The sequence below is a fragment of the Martelella mediterranea DSM 17316 genome, from assembly GCF_002043005.1.
GTDB lineage: Bacteria > Pseudomonadota > Alphaproteobacteria > Rhizobiales > Rhizobiaceae > Martelella > Martelella mediterranea.
On sequence record NZ_CP020330.1, the window covers coordinates 268,097 to 281,750 of the forward strand.

The 13,654-nt window shown below is 64.6% G+C and carries 8 protein-coding genes; 2 read left to right on the forward strand and 6 right to left on the reverse strand.

The annotated features are described in order from the left end of the window. Positions 1-18: 18 nt before the first annotated feature. The 5 genes from polA to Mame_RS01300 form a co-directional block, all read right to left on the reverse strand. On the reverse strand, positions 19-2,970 hold the full coding sequence (gene polA / locus Mame_RS01280) for a DNA polymerase I (RefSeq protein WP_026173462.1): 2,952 nt from the start codon (positions 2,968-2,970) through the stop codon (positions 19-21). 136 nt (positions 2,971-3,106) lie between these two features. Then, positions 3,107-4,120 (reverse strand): ABC transporter permease, encoded by a 1,014-nt coding sequence (locus tag Mame_RS01285; RefSeq protein ID WP_210162246.1) that lies wholly within the window; start codon positions 4,118-4,120, stop codon positions 3,107-3,109. Between the two features lie 35 nt (positions 4,121-4,155). Continuing rightward, on the reverse strand, positions 4,156-6,702 hold the full coding sequence (locus Mame_RS01290; protein ID WP_018064747.1) for an ATP-binding cassette domain-containing protein: 2,547 nt from the start codon (positions 6,700-6,702) through the stop codon (positions 4,156-4,158). Positions 6,703-6,770: 68 nt separating this feature from the next. Then, positions 6,771-7,949 carry a substrate-binding domain-containing protein gene (locus Mame_RS01295; protein ID WP_018064746.1) on the reverse strand — a complete coding sequence of 393 codons (1,179 nt, stop codon included), beginning with the start codon at positions 7,947-7,949 and terminating at the stop codon, positions 6,771-6,773. A 270-nt stretch (positions 7,950-8,219) separates the two neighbouring features. Continuing rightward, complete coding sequence (locus Mame_RS01300; RefSeq protein ID WP_018064745.1) at positions 8,220-8,939, reverse strand: SDR family NAD(P)-dependent oxidoreductase; 720 nt, start codon at positions 8,937-8,939, stop codon at positions 8,220-8,222. Between the two features lie 211 nt (positions 8,940-9,150). Here Mame_RS01300 and Mame_RS01305 point away from each other — a divergent pair, with 211 nt between their 5' ends. Beyond that, on the forward strand, positions 9,151-10,032 hold the full coding sequence (locus Mame_RS01305; RefSeq protein ID WP_018064744.1) for an NAD(P)-dependent oxidoreductase: 882 nt from the start codon (positions 9,151-9,153) through the stop codon (positions 10,030-10,032). Positions 10,033-10,067: 35 nt separating this feature from the next. Beyond that, entirely contained in the window at positions 10,068-11,786 is a 1,719-nt protein-coding gene (locus Mame_RS01310; protein ID WP_018064743.1) for an extracellular solute-binding protein, read from the forward strand. A 30-nt stretch (positions 11,787-11,816) separates the two neighbouring features. Here the strand turns inward: Mame_RS01310 and Mame_RS01315 are convergent, their stop codons facing one another. After that, positions 11,817-13,400, reverse strand: a complete 1,584-nt coding sequence (locus Mame_RS01315) for a phytoene desaturase family protein (RefSeq protein WP_018064742.1) — start codon at positions 13,398-13,400, stop codon at positions 11,817-11,819. Between the last annotated feature and the right edge of the window lie 254 nt (positions 13,401-13,654).

The following is a 13,654-nucleotide window of genomic DNA, read 5'->3' on the forward strand; positions in this document are numbered from 1 at the left end:
ATTCCTTCTCCAAAAAACTCAGTGCGCCTCGTCCCAGTTGTGGGCGGCGCGGGCATCGACCTTGAGCGGAACCGCCATCGAAACGGCGGGCATGGCGGCGTTTTCCATGATGTCGACGATCACGGCGCGGGTCTTGTCGACTGCGTCGTCCTCGACCTCGAAAATCAGTTCGTCATGGACCTGAAGCAGCATCTTCGCCCGCTCGGCAAACCCGGCTTCGCCGAGCGCCGGCTCGATCCGGGTCATGGCGCGGCGGATGATATCGGCGGCCGAGCCCTGGATCGGCGCGTTGATGGCCGCGCGCTCGTTGAAACTTCTGACCTGATGGTTGGAGGATTTGATTTCCGGATAATGAATCTTGCGGCCGAAGATCGTCTCGACATAGCCGACATCGCGCGCCCGTTCCTTGGTGGCTTCCATATAATCGCGAATGCCGGGGAAGCGCTCGAAATAGCGCTTGATATAGTCGCTCGCCTCCGAGCGCTCGATGCCGAGCTGGTTGGAGAGCCCGAAGGCGGAGATGCCGTAGATGATGCCGAAATTGATCGCCTTGGCGCGCCGGCGCACATCGCCCGGCATGCCTTCCACCGGCACGCCGAACATTTCCGATGCCGTCATCGCATGAATGTCGATGCCATCGGCGAAGGCCTGGCGGAGCTGGGGAATATCGGCGACATGGGCGAGCACGCGAAGCTCGATCTGGCTGTAGTCGGCCGACAGCAGCTTGTGGCCCGGATTGGCGATGAAGGCGGTGCGGATCTTGCGGCCCTCGGCGGTGCGCACCGGAATGTTCTGCAGGTTCGGCTCCGACGAGGACAGCCGCCCGGTCGTGGTCGAGGCCAGCGAATAGGAGGTGTGGACGCGCTTGGTCTGGGGGTGGATATAGCCCGGCAGCGCATCGGTATAGGTCGATTTCAGCTTGGTCATCTGCCGCCAGTCGACGATCCGGCTTGGCAGCGGCAGCCCCTCTGCGGCGAGATCGTCCAGCACCTGCACGGCGGTGGACCACTGCCCGCTCTTGGTCTTCTTGCCGCCGGGAAGCCCCATCTTGCCGAACAGGATGTCGCCGAGCTGCTTGGGCGAGCCGATGTTGAATTTTTCGCCCGCCAGTTCGTAGATTTCATCCTCGAGCGCGGCGGCCTTCTGCGCCAGCTCGCCGGAAAGCCGCGACAGGATCTGCCGGTCGACGGAAATGCCGCGTTCTTCCATGCGCGCCAGCACCGGCAGAAGCGGCCGTTCGAGCCGCTCGTAGACGGTCATCACCCGTTCGGCGGCAAGCCGGGGCTTCAGCACCAGCCAGAGCCTGAGCGTCACATCGGCGTCTTCCGCCGCGTAAGCCGTGGCGCGGTCGATATCGACATAATCGAAGGTGACCATGTTGCGGCCGGAGCCGGCAACCTCCTTGTAGGGGATCGGCTGGTGGCCGAGCCATTTTTCCGAAAGCGCGTCCATGCCATGCCCGCCCATGCCGGAATCGAGCACGTAAGAGAGCAGCATGGTGTCGTCGAAATTCTTCACCGTGATGCCGTGGCGCAGCATTACCAGGTAGTCATATTTGAGGTTCTGGGCGATCTTCATGACCGCCTCGTCCTCGAGCAGGCCCTTCAGCGCGGCGAGTGCCGCATCGAACGGAATCTGCCCCTCGGCAAGCCCGCCGCCGAGCAGATCGTCCTGACCGGCCTTGTGGGTGAGCGGCACATAGGCCGCGCGGATCACCGCGCCGTCATCGGCGGCGTCCTCGTCGTAGAGCGCCAGCGAGAAGCCGACGAGTTCGGCCTGCATCGCGTCGAGCGAGGTGGTCTCGGTGTCGAAGGCGACAAGGCCGCGTTCGCGCGCGGTCTCGATCCAGCCTTCGAGCGCAGTCAGATCGCGGATCGTCTCGTAGTTGTCGCGGTTGATCGGCAGCGATGCAAACCGCGCCGCCCTTGCCGCGGCGAGGTCCGCCGGGCGCTTGCCGTCGGTCGCACCGGGCGCGGTCACTGCGGCCGGCGCCTTGCCCTCACCCGGATCAAGGTCGGGCCCGTGGGCGTCAGCGCCCCATTCGACGTCGACGGGCGCGGCCTCGATCGCCTGCGCCTCGGCGCCGGTCGCCTCGGCCACGCGACGGGTCAGCGAATTGAACTCCATCGCCTTCAAAAACGAGACCAGCTTCGGCCCGTCCTGCGGCTCCAGCGACAGCGCATCGAGCGGCACGTCGACCGGGCAATCCTGCTTCAGCGTCACCAGTTGGCGCGAGACCAGCACCAGGTCGCGGCTGGCGATGATGTTTTCGCGGCGCTTGTTCTGCTTGATCGATTCTGCATTGGCCAGCAGATTGTCGAGATCGCCGAATTCCTCCAGCAGCGTCGCCGCCGTCTTCGGCCCGATGCCCGGCACGCCGGGCACGTTATCCACCGAATCGCCGGTCAGCGCCTGCAGGTCGATCATCTTTTCCGGCGGCACGCCCCATTTCTCGATCACTTCCGGCACGCCGATCTGGCGGTCCTTCATGCCGTCATACATGTGGACCTTGGGGCCGACGAGCTGCATCAGATCCTTGTCGGAAGAGATGATGGTGGCGTCACCGCCCGCTTCCACCGCCATCCGGGCATAGGTGGCGATGATGTCGTCGGCCTCATAGCCTTCCATCTCGATGCAGGGAAGGTTGAAGGCGCGGGTCGCCTCGCGAATCAGCGCGAATTGCGGCACCAGGTCCTCCGGCGGCGGCGGGCGATGGGCCTTGTAATCCGGGTAAATCTCCTTGCGGAAGGTCTTCGAGGAATAGTCGAAGATCACGGCCAGATGCGTCGGCGTGACGCCCACGGAGGTGTCGCGCGCCTGTGTCAGAAGCTTCCACAGCATGTTGCAGAAGCCGGAAACCGCGCCCACCGGCAGGCCATCGGATTTGCGCGTCAGCGGCGGCAGCGCATGGAAGGCGCGGAAGATGAAGCCCGAGCCGTCAATCAGGAAAAGGTGATCGTCTTTTTTCATGGCGAATCCATAGCCGCTCGGGCGGCAAAGGTCCATGGCCCGCAATCCCGGTCACCCGGCTTTTGAAGCCGCCCCGAGGCATCCGGCAGAACCAGCGGGAAAACCCGCCGGGGAAAATCGATGGTCTGTCCGGGCTCTACCCGCCCCGGCGTTTGCGGGTCTGCACTTCCGAGAGGAACATGCCGAGCGCGATGGCGACGCCCTGGAACATCATCTGCCAAGAGGTTTCCAGACCCAGCACCTTCAGCGCCTGTCCGAGCTGGGTGAGGAACAGGGCCGCGCCCGCCACCGCGATCATCGAGCCGATGCCGCCGGAAATCGCCGTGCCGCCGAGCACCGCCGCGGCGATCGGGGCCAAGAGATAGGGATTGCCGACATCGAGCGTCGGGTTGCGGATGAAAGCCGAGAGCAGCACGCCGACAATGCCGTAAAGCAGCGAAGCGGCGACGAAGGCGCCCGCCTGATAGCGGCGGATTTCGACGCCGGTGGCATAGGCCGCGCGCGGATTGGCGCCGACGGCCTCGAACCGGCGTCCAAGCTGGGTGCGGCGCAGGAGGACGGTCAGCACCAGCGTCAGCGCGATCGTGATCCAGATCGTGGTGTTGAGGCCCAGAAAGCGGGCCTCGCCGAATTCGGCAAGCACGGTCGGCACCCCGGCTTCCGCCGGAAGCGAGCCGCGATACCAGAGCGTGAGACCGGCCACGATCGCGCCGGTCGCCAGCGTCACGATCAGCGCGTTCAGCTTCAGCCACGCGACCAGCACGCCGTTGACGAGGCCGACCATCATGGCGAAGGCCAGCGCCAACGCCGTGCCGATCACGGCCGAGCCTTCCGCGCCGCCGGACGTTCCGAGCAGCACCGTGCTCGACAGCGTCACGATCGCCGGCACGGACAGATCGATGCCGCGCGCCATCAGCACCAGCGCCTGCCCCATGGCGGCAATGGCGAGGAAGCTTGCGAACGGCAGGATGCTGGTGACCGACGTGCCGGAAATGCTGCGCGGCAGGAACAGAGCACAGAGCGCCACCAGTATGGCAAGCGCGATCCAGATCGCGGCGAACTGCATCTGGATCACGGGCACCCGTCCCTTGCCGCCGCGCCCGGCCCGTGAAGTGGGCCGATATGATGACATGACGCTTGTTTCGGTCATTTTATCCTCATCGCTGTTGGAGGTCCGGGCCGGCATCACGCCGCTCGCTTCTCGGCCGGCGCAACCACCCTGCGCCGTCGCATGGCCGAGAGCAGCAGCGCCTCAAGCTCGCCGAGCCCGGAATAAAGGAAGATCGCAAGCAGGGTCATGACGCCGCCGGCGATGATGCCGAACGCGGTGGAAAGCCCGAGAAGCGTGATGACGTTGACCATGAGCGCGAAGAACAGCGCGCCGAACAGCGCGCCGACGAACGAGCCGCGACCGCCCGAAAGCGCCGCCCCGCCAAGAACCGCAGCCGCGATCGAGGTCAGCGCGTAATTGGCGCCAACCGTCGGCGCGCCGACCCCGACTTCCGAGCCGAGGAAAAAGCCAGCGACCGTCGCCATCAGCGCGGCGAACACATAGGCGCGGACATGGACGAGGTTGACGCGCACGCCGTTGCGCTGGGCCGCGACCTCGCGAAACCCGACCGCCTTGGCCTCGAGACCCGAACGGGTCCGGTGCAGCCAGAAATCGAGCGCCATGGCAACGGCGACGAGCACGAAGATCGAGGCCGGCAGGAAGCCGATCCGCTCCTTCATCAGCCCGGTGAATTCCTGCGAGATCATGCCGCCCGGGATCGGACGCGCCAAGAGCGCCGCGCCCTGAAGAACGGAGAGCATGGCAATCGTGGTGATCACCGCGTTGATATTGGCAAAGCGGATCAGGCTGCCATTGATGAGACCCACAACCAGACCGATGCCGAGGCAGGCGAGAACGCCGAGGATCTGCATCGGGATCGGCATCTGGAAGGCGATCATGTAGGAGGCGGCGACCACGGTGAGGCTCATCATCGAGCCGACCGAGACGTCGAGCCCCCTGACGAGCAGCACATGGAGCTGCGCCATGGCCGCGAGCGCCGCCGGCGCGGTCGCCAGCAGAATGTAGCGGATGTTGACGGTGCGCAGGAACACCTTGCTCTCCATCGCCGCATAGCCGCCGACGATCAGCGTCAACAATGCGAGGAAGACCAGCGGCACCCACCAGATGTTCGAGCCCGAAATCAGCGTGCGGAACACCTGTGATAGCGCGCCTGGTGCCTCCTCGCTTGCCTGCTTGGCATCGCGGGCGCGCAGGAAGCCGGAGACGATGTTTTCCTCCGTCACCTCCTTGCCCGTGAGTTCGGCAACGATGCGCCCGCGCGAAAACACCAACACCCGGTCGCAGATGCCGGCAAGCTCCTGGGCGTCGGAGGAATTGATCACCAGCGTGCCGCTTTTGCCGAGATTGGCGCGGATCGCCTGATAGATATCGTGGCGCGCGCCGGCATCGACCCCTTGCGTCGGCTCGTCGATCAGCACGGCATCGGCCTCGGCACGGAACGAGCGCGCCAGCACCGCCTTCTGCTGGTTGCCGCCGGAAAGCCCGCTGACGGGCGTCTCCAGTGTGGCGGCGACGACGCCGAACTCGTCGCGCATTTCCTCGGCGCGGCGCTGCTCGTCGCGTGACGATACCAGGCCGCGCCGGACGAAATCACGAAGCCGCGGCAGCGTCATGTTCTTGCGCACGCCGAGATCGGGAAAGATCGATTCCCCGGCGCGGTCGGCCGAAAGGCAGAGCACGCCGGAGCGCAGCGCGTGGCGCGGCTCGGTGACGTCCACGGCGCGTCCGAGACAGGTCACGGTTCCGGCATGGCTCGGATGAAGGCCGGCAATGGCGCGCAGCGCCTCGCGCTGGCCGTTGCCCTCGGCGCCGGCAAAGCCGACGATCTCGCCACGATGGGCGACGAAGGAAATATCGTCGAAGCCATGACCGCTCAGACCATCCACGACCAATACCGGATCATGCACGATTGTGCCGGGTTTTGCCGGATATTCGCTTTCCACATCGCGGCCGATCATGCGCGAAACCAACTCGTGCTCGGAGGTCTCGCTGGTGACCTCGAACGTGCCCTCATGGACGCCGTCCCTCAAGATGGTGACGCGATCGGCGAGGTCGAGGATTTCCGGCAGGCGATGGCTGACATAGACGATGCCGGTGCCTTCCGCCGCGAGTTCGCGCACGATCCGGCTCAGATGAACCACCCCGTCATGGTCGAGCGTCGAGGTCGGCTCGTCGAGCAGCAGAACGCGCGGCCGCGACAGCAGCGCCTTGACGATCTCGACGAACTGGCGATGGGCGGGCGTGAGATCGCCGACCAGGCTTCTGGGAGAAATGCCGAGACCGAAGGGCGCGAGCTTCTCCTCCGCCCAGGCCGTCATGGCACGATAGGGCACCTCGCCGGGCGCGGTGGCGAGATAAAGGTTCTGGGCAACCGTGAGTTCGCGCACCAGACTGTCGTCCTGATAGACAGTCGCTAGACCGTAGGACAGCGCCTGTCGCGGATCGGCGCGTTCCAGCATCCGCCCCGCGATCTCGACCGTGCCGCCATTGGGCGCGATCGCCCCGGAGGCGATCTTCATCAGGGTGGATTTGCCCGAGCCGTTTTCGCCGAGAATGGCGTGAACCTCGCCCGCGCGGCAATCAAAGCTGAAACCATCCAGCGCCTTCACGCCCGGATAGGTTTTGGAGACGTCGCGCATCGACAGGACGATTTCGGACATGGGTTACCCTCCCCTCATGAACAGAGCGCATGGCGGGCAGCGAGCGCCCGCCATGCCGGATGCGACAATCAGTTGAACATGGCCCGGAGCGTGTCGGGATCGACCATGGTCGAAACCGAAACCTCGTCCGGCAGGCTCGGATCGCACTGGTCGACGGAGGCCTGCTTCATCGAGAACGGCACATCGAGATTGGCCGGGATTTCCTCGCCGGCAAGCGACATCATCGCTGCCGTCAGCGCCAGGCGCGCCTGGTAGTTCTGGCCGGAGGAATAGAAGATCTTGAAGTTCGGGTTTTCGGCCGCCTTCATGTCGCAGAACAGGCCCTGTTCGTCGGTACGCAGCGCCACCACGATATCGAGCGGCTTGCCGGCCGACTGGTAGGCGCGCACGCCGCCGCGGAAACCGTCGGCATAGTCGTAGATATAGCCGTCGATGTCATCGAAGCGCGACAGGATGGCGGAAACGGCCGAGAACGTGCCCTCCTGGGTCCAGTTGGTATCCTCGGTGGCGACGATATCCAGACCGCCGATTGCGGCCGCTTCTTCCTTGGCGCAGCCCTGCCAGGTGGAGGACAGCGGGTTGCCGGGCGTGCCGCCGAGCGCCGCGATACTGGCGGCATCCGGGTTGCCGGTGCGGATCGCCTTGACGAATTCCTTGCCGAGATCGCAGATGTTTTCGGAGATATTGGTGACGTAGTCCTCGCCCGGCGTGCCGGCCACCGTGCCGTTATGCAGCACGACGGTGATGCCGGATTCGGTCGCTTCCCGGATCGACGGGGCAAGCGCCTCGCCATGGTCGGCGAAGGTGACGATCACATCGACGCCCTGCGCGATATAGGCGCGGAAGTCGGACAGCGCCTTGGCGGCGTCGCCACGGGCCGATGTGTAGGAGATGTGGCCGATCTCCGGATAGGTAAGCGCCTGCATGATGAATTCCATCTTGGTGACTTCGCGCCAGACGTTCTCGCCGAAGCCATCGGCATAGGCGACCGTCAGCTCGCCGCCGGTTCCGGTGTCGCACTGGTTGTTCTTCCAGCATTCGATGGCCTTGGCGCGCATCTCGTCGCTCACCGGAAGCGCGGCCCTGTCGAAGGTCTCGATGAAAACCGGGCCGACATCGGTGGTGCCGAGCCGCGATTGCAGAAGCTCTTCGGCCGACTGGGCGTGCGCCGCCGCCGGCAGGCCGATAGCGAGCAATGCGAGCGCTGTCGCGCGGACAGGCCTCTTCAGGCCGTTAAGATAGGTCATGGCAATTCCTCTCCCTGGTTTTGAGGCCGGTCCATTCTGGCCGGCCGGATCGCCGCCCGCTTTGCCTCCTTGGCCTCGGCGGATCGGCGACCGGGCGGCCATACCCCTCGGATGGCCGCCGTCGATTACGCATACTATATTACGGTATTACGGTCATACGTCAATATGAATTAAACCCCTCCCGCCGATCGCGCCCCCCCTGAATGTGCCAACGCCGCCGGCATTGCGGCGGCGCAAGATTCCCATTCCGGAAATTTTTGCCGCGTCCGGCTACTGCGCCAGATAGCCGCCATCGATGACGAGTTCCGCGCCGGTGACGAAACTCGCCTCGTCGGAGGCGAGGTACAGGCAGCCATTGGCGATCTCGCGGGGCGTGCCGGCGCGACCCATCGGCGTCATCCCGATGACGAACTTGTTGATTTCCGGATCCTGCGCCTGGGTCAGCGGCGTATCGATGAAGCCCGGATGCACCGAGTTAACGCGGATGCCGTCGCCGACATGGGTAATCGCCGCATTCTTGGTCATCATGACAACCGCACCCTTGGAGGCGTGATAGGCATGAGCGCCGGGCACAGCGCCCTTGCCCCAGATCGAGGAAATATTGATGATCGATCCGGATTTCTTCGACTGCATATGCGGGATCACCGCGCGCATGCCGAAGAACACGCCGTCCTGGTTGACGCCCAGAACCTTGCGCCAGTTCTCCGTGGAGCCGTCGGCGACGCCGTCATAGACGGCAATGCCGGCATTGTTGACGAGGCAGTCGATCCGGCCCTGCTCGGCGATGATCCGCTCGATCGCATTGGCCCAGTCATCCTCGTTTGCCACATCGAGCTTCAGCCCGGTGACGCCCTCCGGATAAACTCCGGAGGGATTGCTGGTGCTGCCGGCATAGACGATCGCCCCCTCCTCGCTGAAACGCTCGACCACGCCGAGACCGATCCCACGCGAGGCGCCCGTCACCAGTGCCACTTTTCCTTCAAGCCGCATATTTTCTCCTCCCGATAATTTTAAAAGCGCCTCCGCGCCATATTCGTGTAATACCGTATTATGATACGATGCGATAGTCCCGATCCGGAAGAGTTCAGCGCAAGTTTTGCCGCGCCCGCGATGAAATTTTTCCAGATTGGTCGAAACTGCTCGCCCAAGACCAAAGCCGTGGCCGTAGTTTCCGAGAAAACGCATTTCAGGGAGGACGGGCATGTCTGCCACAAACGTTGTCGGATGGATCGGCGTCGGAAAAATGGGCGCGCCAATGGCGGGCCATCTTCTGAAGGGCGGCATCGACGTGACCGTTTTCGATGCCCGGCCGGAAAACAGCGCGGCCATGGAAGAGCGGGGCGCGCGGACGGCGGAGAGCATCGAGGCCGTCGGCTGCGCCTGCAATGTGATTTTCACCTCGATCCCCGATGACCCGGCGCTTGCAAGCGTGGTCACGACACTTGCGCCGGCCATGCGGGAAAACGCGATCCTGATCGACACCAGCACGGTCAGCCCGAAGGCTTCGTCAGAAGCCGCGGGAGTGCTTGCCGACCACGGCATCCGCTATCTGCGCGCGCCGGTTTCCGGCAGCACCACGATCGCGGCCGCCGCAAACCTCACCATACTCGCCTCCGGCGACGAGAGCGCCTGGAAGGAAGTCGAGCCGCTCGTGACGCTGTTCTCAAGCGAGCGCCTCTATCTCGGCCCCGCCGACGAGGCGCGGTTCATGAAGCTGGTGCTGAACACGCTGGTCGGCGCCTCCGCCTCGGTTCTGGGCGAGGCGATCCTGCTTGGAGAGCATGGCGGGCTCGACCGCGCCCAGATGATGGACGTCATCCTCAAAAGCGCGGTAAGCTCGCCCCTGCTCGGCTACAAGCGCGAGACCGTGGTGGTCGATGCGTCGGAGCCCGCCTTCCGGCTCGACCAGATGGTGAAGGATTTTTCGCTGATCCTTGCTGCGGCCAAGAGCGAGCATATAGATATGGATGTGAGCGCCCTGGTCCTGAAGCAGTACGAAGCGGCGGCGCAAGACGGCATGGAGGGGCGCGATTTCTTCGCGCTGGTGGACTGGATCAGGGACCACGCGCCGCGCACCGGCTGAAGCGCATGGACGGGCCCTTGGGAGGGGGCCGCCGGATGACCGAATATGAGATGCTGCGCATCATCGATTTCCTGAACGACCTCAACGGGCCGTTCAGCGCGGTCGTGGCCGAAAGCCGGGGCGACCCGGTTTTCGCGCTGACCCTGTCGCTGATGCAGGCCCACCTGACCGGCCGTGACATCACCAAGAGCGCGCTCGCCGAAAGCGGCGGCGTACCCTTTGTCACCGCCATGCGCCATGTCAGCCAGATGATCGAGGACGGCAATATCGTGCTCGATCCGCGCACCGCCACCGGCCGCAGCTTCTACGTCCGCCCGAGCGAGAAGCTGCAGGAACGGTTCATGGCCTATTGCCGCAGCGTCAAGGCCGTGATCGGCCGCACCTTCGGCACCATCAATTCCGACGAGGATGTCGACGGCTTCTATTTCGGCGGCTCCAATTTCTCACGCGTCGTCATCCCGCCGCCGCGGCTGCAGAGCCACCATGTTTCCGGCGGCAAGGAACTGCGCTTCCTGTTCCGCAAGGACAATTATTTCGAGGCGCTGCGCAACACCTGGGCCGATCTCCGGGCCAATATCGGCTCGATCCAGAATGTCGATCTGCTGCCGCTACCGCAGCTCTACGACCGGATCATCGAGAACGGCCAGCGCAAGAGCTCCGAATTCGACGTCATCTGCGTCAACAAGCCCTGGGTCGGCGACCTCGTCGATCGCGGACTGGTGCGCCCGCTTGACGAGTTGATTGCAGGCAGCCGGATCCAGCCGCTCGACTTCTCGCCGATGGTCTGGGATTCCGGGGGCTGGCAGGGCACGCAATACGGCGTGCCGATCTACACAACGGTGGAGCTGTTTCTTGCCCGGCAGGACATTTTCGAGCGCGCCGGCCACCCCTATCCCCGCACCTTCGATCAGGTGATCGACGCCGCCCGCGCCCTGCAGCGCCCCTCCGAGGGGCTATACGGCGTGGCGTGGAACGCGGCGGAGGGCATGCCGATCGCCAGCACCTTCATGGTACTGCTCGGCTCCTGCAACGCCGCCTGCCTCAACCTGCCGCGCCGGCGCATCCATATGCCCATGCATGATCTGGTCTCAGACAAGCTGCGCGGCCAGGTGCTGACCGACCAGGCTTTCGAGGTGCTGGACTACATGCACCGCCTCGTCGACGTGTCGGAACCCAACATTCTGGAGATGGACTGGGACCGCAGGGTGGAGGCGCTGCTGACCGGCAAGGCGGTGATGGGCTATTGCTGGTCGATGCATGCGGCGCTGATGGAATATCACGTCAAATCCGTGGTCTCGCGCCGCATGCGCTACCTGGAACAGCCCAAGGGCAAGGCCGGCATGCATGCCAATCCGGTCGGCGGTTTCCACCTGATGATCCCGACCAATCTCGACGAGGACCGTGTGGCCCTCGCCTTCGACGCGATCAGCTGGATGTGCTCGCCGGAGGTGATGAAGGAGCATGTGTCGGAAGGCTTTCCGGTCGCGCCCCGCTTCTCGGTCGCCGCCGATCCCGAGGCCGCCGCGAGTTCGCCGGTCATGGGCGTGGTCGCGCGGCTGCTGAAATCCAATTCGGTGTGCACCTGGTCGCGCCCGGCCGTGCCGGAATATCATGGGATCGAGGCCGTTCTCGGCCGCGAAATCCACGCCGCGCTGCGCGGCGACATCACCGACCGCGAGGCGCTGGAGCGCGCCCAGCGCGCCATCGACGGCCTGCTCTCGACCCGCCCGGCGGCCGCCGAGAGCTACGCCTGAGCTTCACCGCGCCTGAAGAAATAGCCGCGCCTAACTGGCCAGCATCTTTGCCAGCATGAAGCCGGAGCCGGCGCCGGTTCCGGCACCCGGCCATGTCGCCGCGCCGCACATGTAGAGCGAGGGCACCGGCGTCTTGTAGCGGGAATAGCCGGCGGCGGGGCGGAACAGGAAATTCTGGTCGAGATGGTGCGAGCCGGACAGGCTGTCGCCGCCGATCAGGTTCGGGTTTTCCCGCTCCAGATCGCGCGGCGAGAACACGGCGCTTGCGCGGATCTTCGCCCGTGTCCCCGGCGCATGGGTCTCGATGATGTCGAGCACGCGCTCGGCATAGGCATGTTTGGCCTGATCCCAGTCGGTCTCGCTGATTTCACCGGACGCATCGCCCTTAATCTCGGCCGGCAGCACCCGCACCTGCACCCACAGCACATGCTTGCCCTTGGGCGCACGGGAAGGGTCGACCGCCGAGGGCTGGCCGACCACAAGCGCCGGTTCAGCGGGCAACAGCCCGTCCATCGCCTCGGCATAAAGCCGCGACATCATCCGCATGTCGGGCGCGATGTGGATATAGGCATAGTCGCGAAGTTCGGCCCCCGCCGACCAAGCCGGCAGCTCGTCCATCGCCAGATGGATCATCATCGTGCCGGGGCCGGCGCGGAAATCGTCAAACGTGTCGCCAAGGTCTCCAAGCCGGCTGTTTTTCGGCACGAGATCGTCGAACAGCAGCTTCGGGTGCACATTGGCAATCACGGCCTTGCGGGCGGAAATCGTCCGGCCGTTGGCGAGAGACACGCCCGTCGCCTTGCCGGCCTCATCGAGTTCCACGCCCACGACCCGCTCGCCGAGCAGGATTTCGCTGCCGCGCTCCTCCACCACCTTGGTCATCGCGCGGATGATGGTGTCGGCGCCGCCCTTGCCGATGACCATGCCGAAGGCCTGGTTGGCCATCGATTCCAGATAGGGAAACAGCGCGCCGCCGGCGACATCCGGAGCGAAATCGAGATGCAGACCCCAGGTCGCCATCATCACCTTCAGCTTTTCGTTTTCGAAATGCCGGTCGAGAAAATCGCGCGGGGTTGCGACCAGCAGCCGCGCCAGCCGGTAAAGCCCCGAAGTACCGAGCGCCCGCCAGGCCTTCCACACCGCCTTTGCCGTCTGGAAGGAGGGGATCGGCGCGCCCATCAGCGCGAAGATATGGGGCGCGTCGCGGGAGAAATCGGCAAGCATCCGCTCCCAGGCTTCGGCGTCCTTTTCTGATAGCGCCGCAATGCCGGCTTTGGTCTCAGCCACATCCGTGCCAACGCCGAGCGCCGTCGCGTCACGGAACACGCTGGCGAAGCAATGGGGGGCCGGCACCAGTTCCAGCCCCGCCGCCGTCAGAGCATCACGATGGGCGGCGAAGAAGGCGGAGCCGGCGAACATCGAGAGATTCATCGCGCCGAAATCATGCCGGAAGCCGGGCTCGGTCAGTTCCTGGGTCTTGACCGCGCCGCCGGCCTCCCCGGCCGCTTCGACGACGCAGACCTTCCATCCCTTGGATGTCAGATGGACGGCCGCCGCAAGCCCGTTGTGGCCCGCCCCAATGATCACCGCATCATAATCCGTCGTCGTCGCCATCCGCGTCCCCTCGAACCAATATACCTATATGCATACATAATTCACGCGGATCAGAAGAGCATTTTTTTGAACCCGAGCGCAATAGTCGGCGACAGAATTGCCCTTTTGCCAATGATTTCGGCAATTGCCTCCGTTTGCGACAGGCATGGAAGCATGGCCGGAAGAAATGCATCCGCGTCACCATGATCCTTGCATTATCATATTTTCTTTCATAGGCTCTCCGGCAACGTCCGCAACAAGACCGGTCGATCAAG

What these genes read in the sequence shown, in the direction of transcription:
- polA (WP_026173462.1), bottom strand. Translation starts at nt 2,970, where the DNA reads ATGAAAAAAGACGATCACCTTTTCCTGATTGACGGCTCGGGCTTCATC.
- Mame_RS01285 (WP_210162246.1), bottom strand. Translation starts at nt 4,120, where the DNA reads ATGACCGAAACAAGCGTCATGTCATCATATCGGCCCACTTCACGGGCC.
- Mame_RS01290 (WP_018064747.1), bottom strand. Translation starts at nt 6,702, where the DNA reads ATGTCCGAAATCGTCCTGTCGATGCGCGACGTCTCCAAAACCTATCCG.
- Mame_RS01295 (WP_018064746.1), bottom strand. Translation starts at nt 7,949, where the DNA reads ATGACCTATCTTAACGGCCTGAAGAGGCCTGTCCGCGCGACAGCGCTC.
- Mame_RS01300 (WP_018064745.1), bottom strand. Translation starts at nt 8,939, where the DNA reads ATGCGGCTTGAAGGAAAAGTGGCACTGGTGACGGGCGCCTCGCGTGGG.
- Mame_RS01305 (WP_018064744.1), top strand. Translation starts at nt 9,151, where the DNA reads ATGTCTGCCACAAACGTTGTCGGATGGATCGGCGTCGGAAAAATGGGC.
- Mame_RS01310 (WP_018064743.1), top strand. Translation starts at nt 10,068, where the DNA reads ATGACCGAATATGAGATGCTGCGCATCATCGATTTCCTGAACGACCTC.
- Mame_RS01315 (WP_018064742.1), bottom strand. Translation starts at nt 13,400, where the DNA reads ATGGCGACGACGACGGATTATGATGCGGTGATCATTGGGGCGGGCCAC.